The 20240-nt window shown below is 42.5% G+C and carries 17 protein-coding genes; 16 read left to right on the forward strand and 1 reads right to left on the reverse strand.

The genetic code is table 11. From position 1 onward, the window contains the following. The first annotated feature begins 17 nt into the window (after nucleotides 1-17). The 16 genes from gndA to greA all read left to right on the forward strand — a co-directional run bounded on the left by gndA (nucleotide 18) and on the right by greA (nucleotide 19097). Nucleotides 18-1442: an NADP-dependent phosphogluconate dehydrogenase gene (gene gndA, locus GMC92_RS05160; protein ID WP_049472054.1), complete on the forward strand. Its 1425-nt coding sequence runs from the start codon at nucleotides 18-20 to the stop codon at nucleotides 1440-1442. Nucleotides 1443-1451: 9 nt separating this feature from the next. Further along, complete coding sequence (locus GMC92_RS05165; protein WP_049492430.1) at nucleotides 1452-2150, forward strand: response regulator transcription factor; 699 nt, start codon at nucleotides 1452-1454, stop codon at nucleotides 2148-2150. A 236-nt stretch (nucleotides 2151-2386) separates the two neighbouring features. Beyond that, entirely contained in the window at nucleotides 2387-4579 is a 2193-nt protein-coding gene (locus tag GMC92_RS05170; RefSeq protein WP_173019407.1) for a PTS transporter subunit IIBC, read from the forward strand. Between the two features lie 85 nt (nucleotides 4580-4664). Next, the gene (locus GMC92_RS05175) at nucleotides 4665-5477 is read left to right on the forward strand and encodes an endonuclease/exonuclease/phosphatase family protein (protein WP_155199919.1); all 813 of its coding nucleotides are present in this window, start codon (nucleotides 4665-4667) and stop codon (nucleotides 5475-5477) included. 164 nt (nucleotides 5478-5641) lie between these two features. Then, nucleotides 5642-6115: a transcriptional regulator NrdR gene (gene nrdR / locus GMC92_RS05180; RefSeq protein ID WP_003005476.1), complete on the forward strand. Its 474-nt coding sequence runs from the start codon at nucleotides 5642-5644 to the stop codon at nucleotides 6113-6115. Further along, a complete protein-coding gene (locus GMC92_RS05185; RefSeq protein ID WP_155199920.1) occupies nucleotides 6116-7294 on the forward strand; it encodes a replication initiation and membrane attachment family protein in 1179 nt (392 codons plus the stop codon). After that, entirely contained in the window at nucleotides 7295-8194 is a 900-nt protein-coding gene (gene dnaI, locus GMC92_RS05190; protein WP_003008404.1) for a primosomal protein DnaI, read from the forward strand. Further along, nucleotides 8191-8904: a nitroreductase family protein gene (locus tag GMC92_RS05195; RefSeq protein WP_155199921.1), complete on the forward strand. Its 714-nt coding sequence runs from the start codon at nucleotides 8191-8193 to the stop codon at nucleotides 8902-8904. Before dnaI ends, GMC92_RS05195 begins: the two co-directional genes overlap by 4 nt. 57 nt (nucleotides 8905-8961) lie before the next feature. Further along, on the forward strand, nucleotides 8962-10272 hold the full coding sequence (der, locus tag GMC92_RS05200) for a ribosome biogenesis GTPase Der (protein ID WP_003005632.1): 1311 nt from the start codon (nucleotides 8962-8964) through the stop codon (nucleotides 10270-10272). 527 nt (nucleotides 10273-10799) lie between these two features. Further along, nucleotides 10800-13898: a pilus expression-regulating Snf2 family helicase gene (locus tag GMC92_RS05205; RefSeq protein ID WP_155199922.1), complete on the forward strand. Its 3099-nt coding sequence runs from the start codon at nucleotides 10800-10802 to the stop codon at nucleotides 13896-13898. Nucleotides 13899-13953: 55 nt separating this feature from the next. Further along, nucleotides 13954-14604: a divisome accessory protein ZapJ gene (zapJ, locus tag GMC92_RS05210; protein WP_003017389.1), complete on the forward strand. Its 651-nt coding sequence runs from the start codon at nucleotides 13954-13956 to the stop codon at nucleotides 14602-14604. 9 nt (nucleotides 14605-14613) lie between these two features. Beyond that, entirely contained in the window at nucleotides 14614-15948 is a 1335-nt protein-coding gene (gene murC, locus GMC92_RS05215) for a UDP-N-acetylmuramate--L-alanine ligase (RefSeq protein ID WP_155199923.1), read from the forward strand. Nucleotides 15949-16029: 81 nt separating this feature from the next. Then, complete coding sequence (locus GMC92_RS05220; RefSeq protein ID WP_118227890.1) at nucleotides 16030-16446, forward strand: GNAT family N-acetyltransferase; 417 nt, start codon at nucleotides 16030-16032, stop codon at nucleotides 16444-16446. Between the two features lie 12 nt (nucleotides 16447-16458). Next, complete coding sequence (locus GMC92_RS05225) at nucleotides 16459-16968, forward strand: GNAT family N-acetyltransferase (protein WP_173019408.1); 510 nt, start codon at nucleotides 16459-16461, stop codon at nucleotides 16966-16968. A gap of 59 nt (nucleotides 16969-17027) precedes the next feature. Then, nucleotides 17028-18557 (forward strand): endolytic transglycosylase MltG, encoded by a 1530-nt coding sequence (gene mltG / locus GMC92_RS05230; RefSeq protein ID WP_445585659.1) that lies wholly within the window; start codon nucleotides 17028-17030, stop codon nucleotides 18555-18557. Nucleotides 18558-18614: 57 nt separating this feature from the next. Then, nucleotides 18615-19097: a transcription elongation factor GreA gene (gene greA, locus GMC92_RS05235; protein ID WP_003005389.1), complete on the forward strand. Its 483-nt coding sequence runs from the start codon at nucleotides 18615-18617 to the stop codon at nucleotides 19095-19097. 157 nt (nucleotides 19098-19254) lie between these two features. Here greA and yidC read toward each other — a convergent pair whose 3' ends face one another. Beyond that, a complete protein-coding gene (yidC, locus tag GMC92_RS05240; protein ID WP_003008377.1) occupies nucleotides 19255-20172 on the reverse strand; it encodes a membrane protein insertase YidC in 918 nt (305 codons plus the stop codon). Between the last annotated feature and the right edge of the window lie 68 nt (nucleotides 20173-20240).

Consider the following 20240-nt stretch of genomic DNA (forward strand, 5'->3'; position numbering starts at 1 on the left):
ATAAAGAGGAGTGTCACATGACAAAAGCAAACTTTGGTGTTGTTGGTATGGCCGTAATGGGTCGTAACCTTGCCCTTAATATTGAATCTCGTGGATACACAGTTGCTATCTATAACCGTAGTAAAGAAAAAACAGAAGATGTTGTTGCTTGCCATCCTGAAAAGAACTTTGTGCCAAGCTATGATATCGAAAGCTTCGTAAACTCAATCGAAAAACCACGTCGTATCATGCTCATGGTTCAAGCAGGACCTGGTACTGACGCAACCATCCAAGCCCTTCTTCCACATTTGGATAAAGGTGATATCTTGATCGACGGAGGAAACACTTTCTATAAAGATACCATCCGTCGTAACGAAGAGTTGGCGAACTCAGGGATTAACTTTATCGGTACTGGTGTATCTGGTGGGGAAAAAGGTGCCCTTGAAGGTCCTTCAATCATGCCTGGTGGGCAAAAAGAAGCGTATGACTTGGTAGCTGACGTTCTTGAAGAAATCTCTGCAAAAGCGCCTGAAGATGGAAAACCATGTGTGACTTACATCGGTCCTGATGGAGCTGGTCACTACGTGAAAATGGTCCACAACGGGATCGAGTACGGGGATATGCAATTGATCGCAGAAAGCTATGACCTCATGCAACACTTGCTTGGACTTTCTGCAGAAGACATGGCTGAAATCTTCACTGAATGGAACAAGGGTGAATTGGACAGCTACTTGATCGAAATCACTGCGGACATCTTGAAACGCAAAGACGACGAAGGTCAAGATGGACCAATCGTAGACTACATCTTGGACGCTGCAGGAAACAAAGGAACTGGTAAATGGACTAGCCAATCAGCGCTTGACCTTGGTGTGCCATTGTCACTCATCACTGAGTCAGTATTTGCCCGTTACATCTCTGCCTACAAAGAAGAACGTGTACATGCTAGCAAGGTTCTTCCAAAACCAGCTGCATTCAAATTTGAAGGAGACAAGGCTGAGTTGATCGAAAAAATTCGTCAAGCCCTTTACTTCTCAAAAATCATCTCTTACGCACAAGGTTTTGCGCAATTGCGTGTTGCTTCTAAAGAAAACAACTGGAACTTGCCATTTGCGGACATCGCATCTATCTGGCGCGATGGATGTATCATCCGTTCTCGTTTCTTGCAAAAGATCACAGATGCTTACAACCGCGATGCAGATCTTGCTAACCTTCTATTGGATGAGTACTTCTTAGATGTCACTGCTAAGTACCAACAATCAGTTCGTGACATTGTAGCTCTTGCTGTTCAAGCCGGTGTACCTGTACCAACCTTCTCAGCAGCCATCACTTACTTCGATAGCTACCGTTCAGCGGATCTTCCAGCGAACTTGATCCAAGCACAACGTGACTACTTTGGTGCTCACACATACCAACGTAAAGACAAAGAAGGTACCTTCCACTATTCTTGGTACGACGAAAAATAATCTTGCTCTATGGTCAAACGAGTTCTACTAGTAGAAAATGAGAAGCAAATCGCGCGCTTCATTGATTTGGAACTTCAAAAAGAAGGGTATCAAGTTGATGTGGTCGAGGATGGAAAAGCGGGTCTGGCTTTGATTGCTGCGACCAAATATGATCTGATCTTGTTTAATTACGATTTGTCAGATATGTCTGGTGAAACATTCGCAGAGGAAATCAGTCGGATTCGCCCAGCTTCTGTTTTGATTGTTTTGGATAGCCGCGAAAAAATTGCTGAGCACAAAGAGAGTATTCAGCGCTTTGCCGTTTCCTATATGGTTAAACCCTTTATTATCAGCGATTTGGTAGATAAGATCACAGCCATTTTTAGAGGACGTGATTATATTGACCAACATTGTAGCCAGATGAAAATCCCAACATCATACCGCAATTTGCGCATTGATGTGGAACACCATACCGTCTATCGTGGGAAAGACATGATTAGTTTAACCCGCAGAGAGTATGATCTCTTAGCGACTCTGATGGGAAGCAAAGGGGTGGTGACACGAGATCAGTTGTTGGAAAGTGTCTGGAAGTACGAGAGTACAGGTGAGACTAATATTGTGGACGTCTATATCCGTTATCTCCGTGGGAAAATTGATCTACCCGGTCAAAAAAGCTATATTAAGACCGTTCGTGGGATTGGCTATGCCATGCAAGACACATTAGAATAAAATATTCGAACCCTTAGAGGGTTCGAATATTTTTATGACTCAAGGGAAACGTTTGCGTTTGGAAAGGATGGGTTTAAAAAAGGATTTGGCTAAAAAAAGATAAAAAAAGATAAAATTTAGAGAAAAAAATGAATGTAAGGCTTTACAAATTTTTAAAATGTGGTATACTAGAAACAAATTAAGCGCAAACGTTTTCTTAAAAACAAAAGCCTTAAACAATATAAGGAGGTTGAATGATGAATAAAGGATCATTCAAAAGTTTATTTAGCTTTGAATTCTGGCAGAAGTTTGGTAAGGCCTTGATGGTCGTTATCGCTGTCATGCCAGCTGCTGGGTTGATGATTTCAATCGGGAAATCAATCCCTATGATCAACCCGAATTTATCTCCACTTGTTATTACAGGTGGGATTCTCGAACAAATCGGTTGGGGGGTTATCGGTAACCTTCACATCCTCTTTGCACTCGCTATCGGTGGTAGCTGGGCCAAAGAGCGTGCTGGGGGTGCCTTTGCGGCTGGTCTCTCTTTCATCTTGATTAACCGTATTACCGGTGCAGTTTTTGGAGTTACATCTGCAATGTTGGCTGATAAGGATGCTACCGTTCATACGATCTTAGGTGGATCAATTAAAGTTGCAGACTACTTCATTAGTGTCCTTGAAGCACCGGCACTTAATATGGGGGTGTTTGTAGGGATTATCTCAGGTTTTGTTGGAGCAACTGCTTTCAATAAATACTATAACTACCGTAAACTTCCAGAAGCCCTTTCTTTCTTTAACGGGAAGCGCTTTGTCCCATTCGTTGTTATCGTTCGTTCAGCTCTTACAGCCTTGGTTTTGGCAGCCTTGTGGCCAGTGGTTCAATCAGGAATTAATGGATTCGGTGTCTGGATCGCCAACTCACAATCAACAGCTCCAGTATTGGCACCATTCTTGTTTGGTACCTTGGAACGTCTTCTCTTGCCGTTTGGTCTTCACCACATGTTGACCATTCCAATCAACTATACTCAATTGGGTGGTAGCTACCAAGTTCTTACAGGTGCTGCCAAAGGAACAACTGTATTTGGACAAGATCCACTTTGGTTAGCTTGGGTAACAGACCTTGTTAACTTGAAGAAGGCAGATCCTAGCCAATACCAACACTTGCTTCATGCGTACACACCAGCTCGTTTCAAAGTTGGTCAAATGATTGGATCATTTGGTATCTTGATGGGGGTTGTAGTTGCTATCTATCGCAATGTGGATCCAGATAAAAAAGAAAAATACAAAGGGATGCTTTTTGCAACTGCCCTTGCAACATTCTTGACAGGTGTAACAGAACCAATTGAATACATGTTCATGTTTATTGCTACACCATTGTACATCATCTATGCTCTTGTTCAAGGGGCTGCCTTTGCAATGGCTGACTTGGTTCACCTTCGTGTCCACTCATTCGGTTCAATCGAATTCTTGACACGTACCCCAATGGCCATCAATGCTGGTTTGGCATTAGATATCTTTAACTTTGTATGGGTAACAGTCCTCTTTGCCTTTATCATGTACTTCATTGCTAACTTCATGATTAAGAAATTCAATTATGCAACTCCAGGACGTAACGGTAACTATGAACAAAATGATGATGCCCCTGCAGGAGATGGTGCAGCAGCAGGTGCAGCTACAAGCTCAGCAAGCTCACAAGTCATTAACATTATTAACCTTCTTGGTGGACGTGCCAATATCGTAGACGTTGACGCATGTATGACTCGTCTTCGTGTAACCGTTAAGGACGCTGAAAAAGTCGGAACAGAAGAACAATGGAAAGCTGAAGGCGCTATGGGTCTTGTCATGAAAGGACAAGGTGTCCAAGCGATCTACGGACCTAAAGCTGACGTATTGAAATCTGATATCCAAGACGTTCTTGATTCAGGTGAAGTTATTCCTGAAACACTTCCTAGCCAAATGACAGCAGTTCAAAAGGCTGAAGCAACCTTTAAAGGGGTAACTGATGAAGTTAACTCTGTTGCAGATGGTGAAGTGATCAACATCGAAGATGTGAAAGATCCTGTATTCTCACAAAAAATGATGGGAGACGGATTTGCAGTTGAGCCTGAAAATGGCCACATCGTTTCACCAGTTGCTGGTAAAGTTACTAGTGTCTTCCCAACCAAACATGCCCTTGGTTTGGTAACAGATAATGGTTTGGAAGTCTTGGTTCATATCGGTCTAGATACAGTTAGTCTTGAAGGAAAACCATTCGAGGTTAAAGTTTCTGAAGGTCAAACAGTGGCTGCTGGGGACCTCTTGGTAGAAGCAGACCTTGATGCAATCCGTGCAGCTGGTCGTGAAACTTCAACAATTGTTGTCTTCACAAATGCAGATGCGATTAAATCGGTTAAGGTCGAACATACAGGTAAATTGGCAGCAAATGCGCCAGTTGCAACGGTCGAATTATAAGAGACGTCGGCAAAGAAAATGAGGTTGGGACAGTGCACCCGGCCTCTTGCCGTTTCTTGATTTGGAGAGAAGGAGAAATCAGGGGATGAAATTTTTAACATTAAATTCCCATAGTTGGATGGAAGAGAATGCTCAGCAAAAATTTGAAACCCTCAAGGAACAAATTTTAGAAGCGCAATATGATGTGATCTGTTTCCAAGAGGTCAATCAAGAAATGGCCTCAGAAGCAGTCGAAACAGATGAGTATTATCAAGCCTTGCCGTCATCTGTAGCGATTCACAAGGATCACTTTGTTCGCGTATTGGTTGAAGAGTTAGCTGCTCAAGGACTCCACTATTATTGGACTTGGGCCTACAACCATATTGGCTATGATCACCTCAATGAGGGTGTAGCCGTTCTTTCGCGTCAACCCTTGAAGGCGGATGAGATTTTGGTATCCAATATGGATGATCCAACGGACTACCATACTCGTCGAGTAGCCGTTGCCCATACAAGTGTAGATGGCAAAGAGATTGCTGTTGCCAGCGTCCATCTTTCTTGGTGGGACAAAGGTTTCCAATTTGAGTGGCCACGCATTGAGAACTACTTCAGCCAAGTAGGCAAACCTTTTATTCTAGCTGGTGATTTCAATAATCCTGCTGGTCAAGAAGGGTATGAAACGATTCTATCCAGTTCGCTAAAACTTCAAGATAGTTTTATCGAAGCCAAAGAAACAAAGGGGACTTATACTGTAGGTCCTGGAATCGATGGCTGGACGGATAATCAAGTTCCATTGCGAATCGATTACGTCTTTGCAAGTCCAGAATGGGACATCCAGCGTCTACATGTCATTTTTGATGGTCAAAACAAACCCCATGTCAGTGATCACTATGGCTTAGAAGCTGAATTATCGCTTTAATATAAATGGAGAGTCGAAAGGAAAACGATTTTATTCAATCGTCCTTCGACTCTTTTTTATGGATCAATGAGGAGCAAGTATAGGGGATTCTCCTGTTCTTCTGCTTTCTTTACGATTCAATTTATGGTAAAATGAAGTGTTAAAACAGTTTAAGGAGGTAGCAAATGCGTTGTCCAAAATGTGGTGGAAGTAAGTCTAGTGTGGTGGATAGTCGACAAGCTGAAGATGGGAATACCATCCGTCGTCGCAGGGAATGCGAAGAGTGCCATTATCGCTTTACTACCTACGAACGAGTGGAAGAGCGGACTCTAGTGGTCGTCAAAAAGGATGGGACACGCGAGCAATTTTCTCGTGATAAAATCTTTAATGGTATTATCCGCTCAGCTCAAAAACGGCCTGTTTCTAGTGACGAAATCGAAGAAATTGTAAACCGGATCGAGCAAAAGGTTCGCAGCCAAAGTGATAATGAAATCAACAGTGAATATATTGGTTCGTTGGTCATGGATGAGTTAGCAGATCTAGATGAGATCACCTATGTCCGTTTTGCTAGTGTTTACCGGAGTTTCAAGGATGTCGGTGAGTTAGAGACCCTCTTGAAACAAATTACGAAGGGAACCAAGAAGAAAAAGGAAAAATAGATGAAGCCCAATACGCCTTTCGCATTTTTAAAAAATAATCTTCTTCCACCGGCAGGGGCTGCATTGGAGCAATATTACCTGCCTATTTTGGAGACGGAAACGGTAGCAGTTTATCGTTATCTGCTCGCCTCTTATGATCAGGGTGAAAAACAATATTTACTTGCTCAAATCCTCAATCACTTAAATATAGGATTTCCACAGTTGCTACTCGCCTTTGATCGCTTAATTGCTATGGGGTTGATCGATCTCTATGAGGAAGAAGTTGGGATCACCATCCAGTTACATGCTCCTCTTGCCTCAGAACAATTTTTTTCGAATGCTGTTTTCAAACGCTTGCTTGAAAAAAAGATTGGGGAAAAGGCCGTGGAGGATCTGCTCCCAGCACGCTCTTTAGGGACTAGACGGCAAGTTTCCTTCTCGCAAGTCTTTGGACTAGATGCTGGTGAGGTGACTGTTGTTCCAAGCAAGAAACAGCAGTTTGATATGGAGATGTTTAAGCGAATGATGGGGCGTGATGGGCTTCGTTTTGCGGATGAAGGAGAGGCAACCCTAGCCCTCTTTGCCATCGCAGAAGAGCAACAATGGACCTGGTATGAAACCTATCTCCTAGCAAAAGAAACGGCTGTAGACCGGATTGTCTCTCCAAAGAGAATGAAGCAAAAGTTGGCTCAGGCTAGCCAAGAGCAACCACGCATGTCCTATAGCCGTCAGGAAGAAACTATTCTGAGGGAAGCTAAGGCAAAATCCAGCCTACAATTTCTAGCGGAGATTAAGAAGGCGCGCAATGCGACCATTACGCAGAGCGAACGCAAGACTTTATCCAAGTTAGCTGATCTAGGCTTACTAGATGAGGTGATCAATATCATCTTATTGTTGACCTTTAATAAGACCCAGTCTGCTAATCTCAATGAAAAGTATGCTTTGAAGGTAGGAAATGATTTTTCTTATCAAGGGGTCAACAGTGCAGAACTGGCGATTTTAAAAGTTCGAGAACGCCAGGAACAAGCTAAGGGTCAAGGAAACAAGGGGACGAGTCCTACATCAGCCAAGGGCAAGCACAGCAATGTTCCCAAGTGGAGTCAACCAAATTATCAAAATCAAACCAGCCAAGCAGAAAAGGTGGATCTTGCTAAAGAGAAACAACGTCTGTTAGAAAAACTGAATCAAGGAGGTGAGTAGATGGAAAGTGTAGGTCAAACCATGTCTCACATGAACCGTGCGCGTCAATTTAACTATGAGGATTTGGTCGCACAGATCTTGGCAGACCAAGAAGTAGCTGCCTTTATCAAGGACCAGTCTTTGTCTGAACAAGAAATTCGACGGAGTATTTCAAAATTTAATCAATACATTAGTGAACGCAACCGTTTCTTATTGGGAGATCCGGATTATATTGCCAAAGGTTATAAGCCCATCCTCACCATGAATGAAGGCTATGCAGATGTCGCTTATGAGGAAACGCCAGAGTTAATCGAAGCCCAAAAACGAGCTGCGATCAACCAACGTCTCAACTTGATCAATCTCCCTTCAACCTTGAAAGAAGCGAGTCTAGCCAAGGTAGAGCTCGATGATAAGGGACGATTTGAGGCCTTTGAAGAATTAGCCAATTTTGTAGCCAACTATCCGGAATATCAAAAGGGGATCTACCTCTATGGTGATTTTGGAGTAGGAAAGAGCTACATGATGGCAGCCTTGGCTCATGATTTATCCGAAAAACGTCAGGCCTCTACTACCCTACTTCATTTCCCAAGTTTTGCGATCGATGTCAAAAATGCCATCAGTTCAGGCTTGGTCAAAGAAACCGTCGATCAGGTGAAAAAAGCCGAAATTTTAATTCTCGATGATATCGGTGCGGAACAGATGTCAGCCTGGGTGCGAGATGAAATCTTACAGGTGATTTTGCAGCACCGAATGCAGGAAAATCTCCCAACCTTCTTTACTTCTAACTTTAATTTTGAAGAGTTGGAACGTCATTTTGCGGCTTCGCGCAATGGAGATGAAACCTGGCAGGCCAAACGGGTCATGGAGCGCGTGAAATTTTTAGCCAAGGAAATCCATCTGGAAGGAGTCAATCGCCGATGAATGAAACCATCCGTTTAATGAAATCTCATTTTTCTGTTCGCCGTTTTAAGGAAGAAGCCATCAAAGAAGATGACCTCAAGGAAATTTTATCAGCTGGGCAGATGGCATCAAGTTGGAAAAACTTTCAGTCTTATTCTGTGATTGTGGTCAAAAGCAAGGAAAAGAAAGAAGCTCTCTACGACTTGCTTCCTCAAGAAGCGATTCGCCAGTCAGCCGTCTTTCTCCTCTTTGTTGGAGATTTAAACCGTGCTGAAAAAGCTGTCAAACTTCATGAGCGGGATTTCCATCCTGAAGGGGTAGACAATTTACTGATTACCTCAGTGGATGCGGCTCTAGCAGCTCAAAATACGCTATTGGCAGCTGAAAGTCTCGGCTATGGTGGAGTGATTATCGGCATGTTGCGTTACTGTTCAGAAGAAGTCGCAGAACTCTTCCGTCTGCCAGATTATACCTACCCTGTTTTTGGGATTGCTCTCGGAGTACCTAATCAGCAGCATGCAGTGAAACCACGTTTGCCATTGGAGCAGGTTGCTTTTGAAGAAGAATACCAAGAACAAGACCTATCAATTGTGACTGCCTATGACAAGGTTCAGGCAGATTATGCTGGAGCGCGTGCAACCGACAGCTGGAGCGAGCGCCTGGCAGCTCAATTTGGTCAACCTGAACAAGAAGAGACCAAAAAACTACTAGAAAAACACAAACTATTATGAAATGAAGAGAGGCGTTCTTGAACCGAAGTCTCGCCTTTCATTAGAAAAGAGGAAATCATGGCCCTACCAACTATTGCGATTGTAGGCCGTCCCAATGTCGGAAAATCGACGCTCTTTAACCGGATTGCCGGTGAGCGGATTTCCATCGTTGAGGATGTAGAAGGAGTCACTCGTGACCGCATTTATGCAACAGCTGAGTGGTTGAATCGGAAATTTAGTATCATTGATACAGGGGGAATTGATGACGTAGATGCCCCATTTATGGAGCAAATCAAGCATCAAGCAGAAATCGCCATGGACGAAGCAGATGTGATCGTCTTTGTTGTTTCTGGAAAAGAAGGGATCACGGACGCGGATGAATATGTCACTCGTATCTTGTATAAGACCCATAAACCGGTGATTCTTGCAGTCAACAAGGTGGATAACCCAGAGATGCGCAATGATATCTATGACTTTTATGCCTTAGGACTGGGTGAGCCACTACCGGTATCCTCTGTCCACGGGATCGGAACTGGGGATGTGCTTGATGCCATTATTGAAAATCTTCCGAATGAAACAGAAGAAGAAAATCCAGATATCATCAAATTTAGCTTGATTGGTCGCCCAAACGTTGGAAAATCAAGCTTGATCAATGCGATCCTAGGTGAAGACCGGGTCATCGCAAGCCCTGTTGCTGGAACTACACGTGATGCCATCGATACTCATTTTACCGATGCAGATGGCCAAGAATTTACCATGATCGATACAGCTGGTATGCGTAAATCTGGTAAAATCTATGAAAACACAGAGAAATATTCTGTCATGCGTGCCATGCGTGCCATCGATCGTTCAGATGTGGTTTTGATGGTCATTAATGCCGAAGAAGGGATTCGGGAGTATGACAAGCGGATCGCTGGCTTTGCTCATGAAGCTGGTAAAGGTATGATCATTGTTGTCAATAAATGGGATACTATTGAAAAAGACAACCATACCATGAAGCAGTGGGAAGATGACATTCGCGATCAATTCCAATACCTTTCTTATGCGCCGATTGTTTTTGTCTCTGCCTTAACCAAACAACGCTTGCACAAGTTGCCAGAGATGATTAAACAGATCAGTGAGAGTCAAAATACACGGATTCCTTCAGCTGTCTTGAACGATGTGATTATGGATGCCATTGCCATTAATCCAACTCCGACCGACAAAGGAAAACGCCTCAAGATCTTCTATGCGACACAAGTGGCAACCAAGCCGCCAACTTTTGTGGTCTTTGTTAACGAAGAAGAACTGATGCACTTCTCATACCTCCGTTTCTTGGAGAACCAAATTCGCAAGGCCTTTGTTTTTGAAGGAACTCCGATCCATTTGATTGCGCGAAAACGGAAGTAGGGAATACGAGACAAATGGATCAAAGTGGAGAAGGATATTTCAAATGATAAAATGCTCATTCTTCCAACTATGAAAACAACTAAAAGTAGCGCATAAGCGTTGCTTTTTTTAAGGATGAGTAGAGTAAACTCATGAAGATCATGAGAGCTTTAGGTTTGTATACTTATTATTTAAAATCTATCTGTATCTCTTGTTTCTCGGTTCGATCGTAAGCTTGGAGCTCTTGATCCTATTGTTGGGGATTTTATTAAACAATAGGTCTTGTTTTTTGTCTTTTTCTGTGGGCTATCGGGATCTTTCTCCTCTCTATTTATCTATTCTGTCTATTGTTCGCTCAGACGGTTAAAAGAGAAAAATCATGGATAGCTGATTGAGGTAACTCTATTACGAAATCAGGTGAAAAGTTGGGACAAGACTGTCTCAGTTTTTTTCTAAAAGTAAGTTAAAATCCTTTTAATAGTAAAATTATCTTTTCTAATTTTTTCTTAAATATGGTATAATAAAGGGATTAATCTAAGGTGGTAAACATGGCAAAATTAATTCCTGGGAAGGTTCGTTCACAAGGGAGCCTTCTCTATGAAGCTGGGAAAGTTTCCCTTCAGGAAGTAAAAGAAAAATACCTATATTTTCGGGTGGAAGAAGAAAGCTTGCGGTACAGTTTGGACGACGATGCTGTTTTTTGTAGCTGTGCTTTCTTTCAAAAGAAAAAATTCTGTACGCATCTAGCAGCTGTGGAAGCTTTTTTGAAGAATGATGACAGTGGGAAAGCAGCTCTTGCAAGTCTTGAAGAAGACGCCACGGCGACTGAAGAAACGCAGGAGAAGGTCTCTTTTGGAAGTTTGTTTTTAGACCAGGTCCTTCCAAAAATCGAAAAGAAAGAAACTCGCTATGTCTTATCAGCAGTCGGGCAGGAGGATGAATACTCTGGTCAATTCTTGTGGACCCTTCGCATTCGTCGCTTGCCAGACGAGCGTTCTTATGTGATCAGAGATGTGCTAGCTTTTTTGCAGACCCTTCAGAAAGAAGGCCATTTTGCAATTGGCAAAAGTTACTATGAACCCATTTCTTACTTAGAATTTGATGGGCCTAGTCAGGATGTGATTAATTTCCTACAAGGATTGGTCACAGATAGTGGATCGAAAGAGCAAGATTTCTTTCCCAATGCGGGGCGCCATCTTTATTTTCCACCGACTCTCTTTGAAGAAGCTGTAGAATTACTAATGAATTTGGACTCTTTTCTCCTGCAATATAGCATGTATGATTTTTCTGAAGTCTATTTTCAGGATGTCCATGGGGAGGAAGATCTCTTTCATTTTCAAGTGGAAGACCATGGTGATTTTTACGAATTGATCATTACGGAGCCACAAGTGAAGGTTGTCGAGTCTGCTGTTTACCTGTTTCGAAATGGTGTTTTCTATCACCTGACGCCCCAACAGCGGACCCTATGGAAGGCGATTCAAGATCTTCCAATGGATCAGGATCGCAAAAAACGCCTGCATTTTGATCCAACGGACCAAACAAAGCTTTCCTATAGTTTAAAAGAGTTCAAAAAACTGGGACAAATTACAGCTCCGACCAGCTTTTTAATCCACGATTTCACTCCAGAATTTCATTTTGATCTAGCACAGGACCAGACTGTTTTACTGGATGTAGTTTTTCAATACCAGGATCGTGTGGTGACTACGCGTGAGGAACTCCTCAATCTTCCTTATTCCAGTGATTTCGATAAGGAGCAAGAAGTCTTTTCAACCATGCTAGCAGCAGGTTTTACAGACGACTTTTCTTCCCAAAGAAGTCCGTTATCAAGTGAGCAAATCTATCCATTCTTTCACCAACAGATCCCGACTTTTGAAGCCTTAGGAGAGGTTACCCTCTCTGATAGCCTTTTAGATCTTTATCAAGTGGAGCGTCCAAAAATTGATGTTAAAACCAATGGCAGTCTACTGGAGATCGGTTTTGACTTTGAAAGTGTGGATCCAGCCGAAGTGGACCAGGTCCTCAAAGCTCTAGTAGGGCAAAAAGACTATTTTGTCAGCCATACAGGGAAAGTTCTTGTCTTTGATGAAGAAACCAAGAAGATCAGTCGAGCCTTAGCAGATCTGCGGGCGAGAATGAGCAAGGGTGGGAAACTACAAGCCCGCCGGATTGCTGCTTATCAGCTATCTGATTTGTTGGCAGATCAAGACAATGTTCATTTTTCAGAAGAATTTCGAAATTTAGCTCATGATCTGACTCATCCAGAAGACTTCCAACTCCCTCAGATGACAATCCAAGCGACCCTAAGGGATTACCAAGAAACAGGGGTTAAATGGTTCTCCATGCTAAATCATTATGGTTTTGGTGGTATTTTAGCGGATGATATGGGGCTTGGGAAAACCCTGCAGACTATTTCCTTTTTGACCAGTGTTGTAAAAAAAGAAACTAAAATCTTGATTCTAGCTCCATCTAGTCTCATCTACAACTGGAAACAAGAATTTTCAAAATTCGCTCCTCAGATGGAAGTGGCAGTCGTCTATGGTCTCAAGCAGCACCGAGATGAACTCATCGCAACCAATCCACAGGTAGTTATCACTAGTTACGCGTCTTTCCGTCAAGATGTGGAGGAATACCAGAAGAATCAGTATGAGTACTTGATTCTAGATGAAGCCCAGGTCATGAAAAATGCCCAAACCAAGATTGCCCAACACTTACGTGGCTTTGAGGTTCCGCATGTGTTTGCCCTATCTGGGACACCGATTGAAAATCATGTGGGTGAACTCTGGTCCATTTTCCAAATTGTCCTTCCAGGGCTCTTCCCAGCTAAAAAAGAATTTCAAAAATTGAGTCCTGAGACCATTGCGCGATTTGTCAAACCTTTCGTCCTGAGACGGAAAAAAGATGAAGTGCTCCAAGAATTACCGGACTTGATTGAAACAACCTATCACAATGAGTTGGATGAAAGTCAAAAAACGATCTATTTGGCTCAATTAAAACAAATTCAAGATCGGGTTCGAAGCTCTAGTGAGGAAGAACTAAATCGGAGCAAGGTGGAAATTCTCTCTGGCCTCATGCGCCTTCGCCAAATCTGTGATACTCCGGCCCTCTTTATGGAAGATTATCAAGGAGATAGTGGGAAATTGGAGAGCATTCGAGATCTTTTGGGTCAAATCAAGGATGGCGAACACCGGGTTTTGATCTTCTCTCAATTTAGAGGCATGCTGGATATCCTAGAGCAGGAAATTGACCAGCTTGGCATGACCTCCTTTAAAATCACGGGATCCACTCCCGCTAAAGATCGTCAAGAAATGACCAATGCTTTTAATGCAGGTGAGCGCCATGCTTTTCTCATTTCTCTGAAGGCTGGAGGGGTTGGATTGAACCTCACTGGTGCCGATACGGTCATCTTAGTCGATTTGTGGTGGAATCCTGCAGTGGAAGACCAGGCTATTGGACGTGCCCATCGAATGGGACAGGAACAAAATGTTGAAGTTTACCGCATGATTACTCGTGGTACGATCGAAGAAAAAATCCAAGAACTACAAGCTTCCAAAAGACACTTGGTCTCAACGATTTTAGACGGAACGGAAACACGATCTAGTTTATCGGTTGAGGAAATTCGTGAGATTCTTGGAATTCAGTCAGAATAGCTTGAAAAATTCTGTGAATAGTTTATAATTAATGGAGTGTCGAAAGGAAGAAAGCATGACAGAAAAATATTTTCCTCAAGTAGGGGATAATGAGTTGATGTTAACAGAGATGCCCCACATGAACCTGTATGATGAAACAGACTTGATTAGTAACATTACAGGCGACTATGTGGATAAAAATTATTTGGAATGGCAACCGATTGCTGAAAATACCAAACCTAAGCATCCTTACCACCAACCACTAGAAGAGCCCCTACCGAAAAGACGGCCAGTAAGAAAACCTGATTTTAAAGAGCCGATTGATAAAAAAAGCCCAGCCAATCGTTATGCAGAGGAAGCGAGAGAGCGCGCTCGTGAAGATCTGAAAAAGAAACGCACAGCCCCCTATCTGACAACGGATCCAGCAGCTACTACAAGTAAACGGAAAAAACCATTTATTTCTGAACGAAAACCTGGTCAGCCAACGGCTCCCTTCCAAAAGGAAAATCCGGGTGAATTATTGAAATATAGCAAACGATTACGACAAGATCAGTTGATCCTTGCAGAGTTCGAATCTGCAGGAGAACCAGAAGTGGCAGAACCGACTGAAAAGAAAAACAATTATGATTTCTTAAAGACTAGCCAAATATACAATAAAGATCAGCACAAGTTGAAACCACAGCCAATCAAACAAGAATTGGATCTAACCCATCTAGATCAAGAATAAGGAGAAAACATGTCTAATACATACCATTTTATTGGAATTAAAGGAGCAGGGATGAGTGCTTTAGCCCTCATGCTTCACCAAATGGGACATACGGTTCAAGGGTCAGATGTTGAGAAGTATTACTTTACGCAACGTGGCTTGGAACAAGCAGGAATTCAAATTTATCCATTTGATGTGAAAAATTTGGAAGGCGACAAGATCCTCATTGCCGGGAATGCTTTCCGTCCAGATAACAATGTGGAAATTGCTTATGCAGATGAGCATGGCCTAACTTATAAACGCTACCATGAATTCCTTGGTGAATTTATGCGTGACTTCGTCAGCATGGGGGTTGCCGGAGCACACGGAAAAACCTCGACAACAGGGATGCTTTCTCACGTCTTATCAAATATCACTGACACCAGTTATTTGATTGGTGACGGGACAGGTCGTGGCTCTGCAGCAGCCAAATACTTTGTATTTGAATCAGATGAGTATGAACGCCACTTTATGCCTTACCATCCTGAATACAGCATCATCACCAATATTGACTTCGACCATCCAGACTATTTCACGAGCTTGGAAGATGTCTTTAATGCTTTTAACGATTATGCCAAACAAATCAGTAAGGGCCTCTTCATCTACGGAGAAGACAAAGAATTGCGTCGGATTACCTCATCAGCACCAATTTATTACTATGGTTTTGATAAGGAGACGAACGATTTTGTGGCAAGCAACTTGCTTCGCTCAACGACAGGTTCAACCTTCAACGTTCATTTCCGTGGAGAAGATTTGGGGCAATTCCATATCCCAACATTTGGTCGTCACAACATCATGAATGCTACAGCAGTCATTGGTTTGCTTTACATTGCAGGATTTGATTTAGATTTAGTCCGCGAGCATTTGAAGACCTTCGCTGGCGTGAAACGTCGCTTCACTGAAAAAGTAGTCAATGGAACAGTGATTATCGATGACTTTGCGCACCATCCAACGGAAATTATTGCAACCCTGGATGCGGCCCGTCAAAAATACCTAAGTAAAGAGATTGTGGCCATTTTCCAACCACATACCTTTACACGGACCATTGCCTTGTTAGATGAATTTGCTGAAGCCTTGAATCAAGCAGATGCTGTTTACTTGGCACAGATCTATGGTTCTGCACGGGAAGTCGATCACGGCGATGTGAAAGTTGAAGATTTGGAAGCAAAAATTGTCAAACGTTCAGCGATTATTACAGCTGAGAATGTTTCTCCTCTTCTTGACCATGAAAATGCGGTCTATGTCTTTATGGGAGCAGGAGATATTCAAACCTATGAATACTCATTTGAGCGTTTATTATCTAGTTTGACACATAGTGTACAATAAGAGATGATTGAGTCTGGAATCGATTGGTTCCAGACTCAAATTTATCTGTCCACTGAAGGAGTATGAGATGAGGAAAGCAGGATGATGATTCGATCAATCACCCCAGCTGATCAAGAACAGTTGCTGTTGCTAGAAGAAGAACTTCATGACAATGAAGAAAAGAAGCACAAGGCCACTCTTGAGGAAGCGCTAGGTTCGAAGGAAGCCATTTCTTTGCTTGCAGAGCAGGCGGGGGATGCTGTGGCTTACTTGTTGGCGACAGAAGACCAGCCTTTAAAAAGAGACCTAATTGTATTGCGACTAGCAGTGAGACCAGCCTTTCAAGGTCAAGGCTATGGTTCTATTTTGATCGCTGCTTTAAAGGATCTAGCTGTTCAAAAGGAAAAGGAAGCCATTTGGATCGATTGCCCAGAAGACTTACTATCTTATTTTTCCCAGCAAGGATTTCGAGATGAAGCTGAGTCTGATCGAGGTGTCCATATGGTTTGGGAACGATAGAAGGAGTAAATGATGAAAGAAAAGATTCACATTAGACAGGCAGAGCTGCAGGATTTGGATGCCATCGAGCGCATTGAGCTTGAAAATTTCTCAGAAGAAGAAGCGATTGCGCGTGAGATTTTAAAAGATCACATCGAAAAGATTCAAACGACATTTCTTGTAGCAGAGTGCCAAGGTCAGATCTTAGGCTATTTAGAAGGACCTGTTAGACCGGAGCGCTATTTGATCGATTCCTCTTTTTCAGAGGTTGAAGATCTAAGCCATCTAGAACAGGGCTTTATTTCCATTACGAGTCTATCCATTGCTAAAGAAGCCCAAGGGCTAAGGGTTGGAACCCTCTTGCTTGAGGCAATGAAAGAGATTGCGGTGAAAGATAATCGCCAAGGGATCAATTTGACCTGTCATGATTATTTGATTCCTTATTACGAAAAGCAAGGATTTACCAATGAAGGTCTTTCAGAATCCCAATATGCGGGTGAAGTTTGGTACAATCTGGTCTGGGAAAACGAAAACCTTGATTAAATAGGTATTTTGAAGAAGAAGATCGATTTGTATTGCTTTTCTAAATCTTTTAAGATATAATATTAAGGATTATGATGAGGGAGGTCAATTATTTGACTGATAAATCACAAGACAGTGAGAAGTTATTAAGCTTCAAAGAGCAGATCCTCAGAGACTTAGAAGAGGCCAATGAGCAACTTCTAAAGATCGAAAAAGAGTATGATCTACCTGATCGAAGCATTGAAACCCCTTCTTCACTGAAAGAGGAGGAAGAAGCAACACCACCTCCAAAAGTAGAAGAATCTGCGTTGGCTCCCAAAGAAGAACCAGTGGAGCCAGAAAAGGCGACTCCTGCTGTGGAAGAAAAGAGTGAGCTTCCAAAGCCTGCTCCAAAAGAACCAAGTCAGGAACCGGTAGAGGAAAGCTTATCGCGCTCTTCTCGTAACCAGCGCCAACAAAAACAAAAGAAACAAAATAAAATCGCTAAACGAATTGTGCGGACAGTGGTCAGCCTTTTGCTGATTGTGATCGTGGCTACAGGGATCTTTGCTGTGACCTATATCCATTCAGCTGTCAAGCCGATGGATAAAAATGCAACAGAATTCGTAACGGTTGAGATTCCAGCAGGTTCAAGTAATCGTGAGATTGGCGCGATCCTTGAGAAAAAAGGACTCGTGAAAAATGGCCAGTTCTTTAACTACTATACCAAGTTCAAGAACTATAGCAATTTCAAATCCGGTTATTTCAATTTGCAAAAGAGCATGGATCTAGAAACCATCATCCAAAAACTGCAAGAAGAGGGAACCAAAACTCCTCAGGCTCCAGTTCTTGGAAAGGTCACGATTCCAGAAGGCTATACGATTGATCAGATTGCGACGGCTATCACCGCCGATGTCTCCACTAAGAAGGCAGGCAAGACTCCATTCAAGAAAGAAGATTTCTTGAAGGCTGTCCAAGACGATGCCTTTATTGAGAAGATGGTGGCCAAATATCCTAAGCTCTTGGCGAATCTGCCAAGTAAGGATTCTGGTGTTCGCTACCGTTTAGAAGGTTATCTCTTCCCAGCTACTTATAACTATGGGAAAGATACCACAGTGAAAGAGATGATCGATCAGATGCTTGCGGCAATGGATCAAAACTTAAGCCCATACTATGAAACACTTGAGAGCAAGAACATCAATGTAAACGAAGTATTGACTCTTGCTTCCTTGGTTGAAAAAGAAGGGGCGACGGATCAGGACCGCAAAGATATCGCGAGTGTCTTCTATAACCGTTTGAACCAAGACATGCCTTTGCAAAGTAATATTGCAATTCTTTATGCAGAAGGGAAACTTGGTCAAAAGACGACCTTAAAAGAAGATGCAACGATCAATACAGAGCTGGATTCACCTTATAATATTTATAAGAATACCGGCTTGATGCCTGGCCCAGTGGATAACCCTGGAGTATCAGCGATCGAAGCGGCGGTGAACCCAAGTAAGACCGATTACTTGTATTTTGTCGCAAATGTCGAAAATGGTGAAGTTTTCTTCGCTAAGACATACGAAGAACACAATAAAAATGTTGAAGAACATGTCAATAGTAAATTGACACAAGCAAGTTCAAACTAGAAAAAGCATGTGGCGCGTCCACAGCTTTTTCATTCAAATAATAGAAAGAGAAGAATAATGGCAGAAAAAACATACCCAATGACCCTAGCAGAAAAAGAAAAATTGGAACAAGAATTAGAAGAATTGAAATTGGTCCGTCGACCTGAAGTGGTGGAACGGATTAAGATCGCTCGTTCGTATGGTGACCTCTCAGAAAACTCTGAGTACGAAGCAGCAAAAGATGAACAAGCTTTTGTGGAAGGTCAAATCTCTAGCTTGGAAACAAAAATCCGTTATGCGGAAATCGTCGATAGTGATGCTGTTGCAGTAGACGAAGTTGCGATCGGAAAAACCGTTACAGTTCAAGAAGTTGGCGAAACAGATGAAGAAGTATACAGCATCGTTGGTTCAGCAGGGGCAGATGCCTTTGCAGGAAAGATCTCTAACGAAAGCCCAATCGGTCACGCTTTGATTGGTAAGAAGACAGGTGACGTTGTCACTGTTGAGACACCAGCTGGAAGCTACCAAGTGAAAATTTTGAACGTAGAAAAAACAGCGTAACTATAAAACGCAAGCCCTCCAAGAGGGCCTATTTTTTTGTGCTCTTAATCTCCTTGTGAGAGTGAAAATTTTTCGTTGACTGACTGAACGGTATCAAAAAAGCACTTGAACCTTGGGTTCAAGTGCTACTGTATACCGCTAGAATTAGTAGTTTGTACTACTTTCTATTGCGTTGTTTTCCTGCATTGCGGTTGTTTTTTGGTTTGTGTTGGATTTGTGTCGTCGCAGTTGGTGTGACATCTTTTTTCACGCGGTGACTAGTCGCTTTTGGAGGATTGTTTTTGTATTCCTCAGCAACCCGTTTGCGAAGATTTGGACGAATCAAGTAGTTGATGACAAATTGTTGGATAATTTGGATCACACCACCGACTACCCAGTAAAGAGTCACTCCAGCTGAAGAGATCAATGAGAAGACACCGATCATAATCGGACTCATCAGTGATGCTTTGCGCATGCTTTCCTTTTGGGTTTCATCTTCAATTCCATGAAGAGAAAGCATACTTTGGATATAGTAAAGAACTGCTACGATAGCCGTCAAGAGCAAGCTTGGTTTACCAAGAGCAATGCCAAGGAAGCTACTATCTGCTACCCCTTTGGTGTGCTGAGCTGCAAAGAAGAGAGCAGAGAAGAATGGCATTTGGATCAAGAGTGGCAAACACCCAACTCCACCAAACATGCTAACTCCATTTTCACGTTGAGCAGCCATTAATTCCTGTTGCGCCAATAGCTTTTCTTCTTGTGTGCTAGCGTTCTTCATGCGCTCTTGGATTGGCCCAAGGATAGGTTTTAAGTAGTTCATCTTTTCAGATTGGTAGGTTGCCTTCCATGATTGGTACAAACCAAGTGGCAAGATGATTAACCGCACGATCAAGGTGACGATAATAATCCCGATCCCAAAGCCCAAGCCAAGGTTGTTAGCAAAGAATTTAATGGCTTCGCCCATTGGACGGCCAAGTAGATTCCAGATCAATCCAGTCGGATTTCCAGTTTTCCGATCGACACTCACGCATCCTGATAAGAAGACAAGCGAAGCTAGTCCCATCGATGCAAGTAATGCAAGTTTATTTTTTTTCACAAATAGTTCCTTCTTTTTTAAAATGTTACCTTTCTATTCTACTGTTTTTTTTGAAAATACACAATAGT

It is taken from the genome of Streptococcus parasanguinis (assembly GCF_009717775.1).
GTDB classification, from domain to species: Bacteria; Bacillota; Bacilli; order Lactobacillales; family Streptococcaceae; genus Streptococcus; species Streptococcus parasanguinis_AG.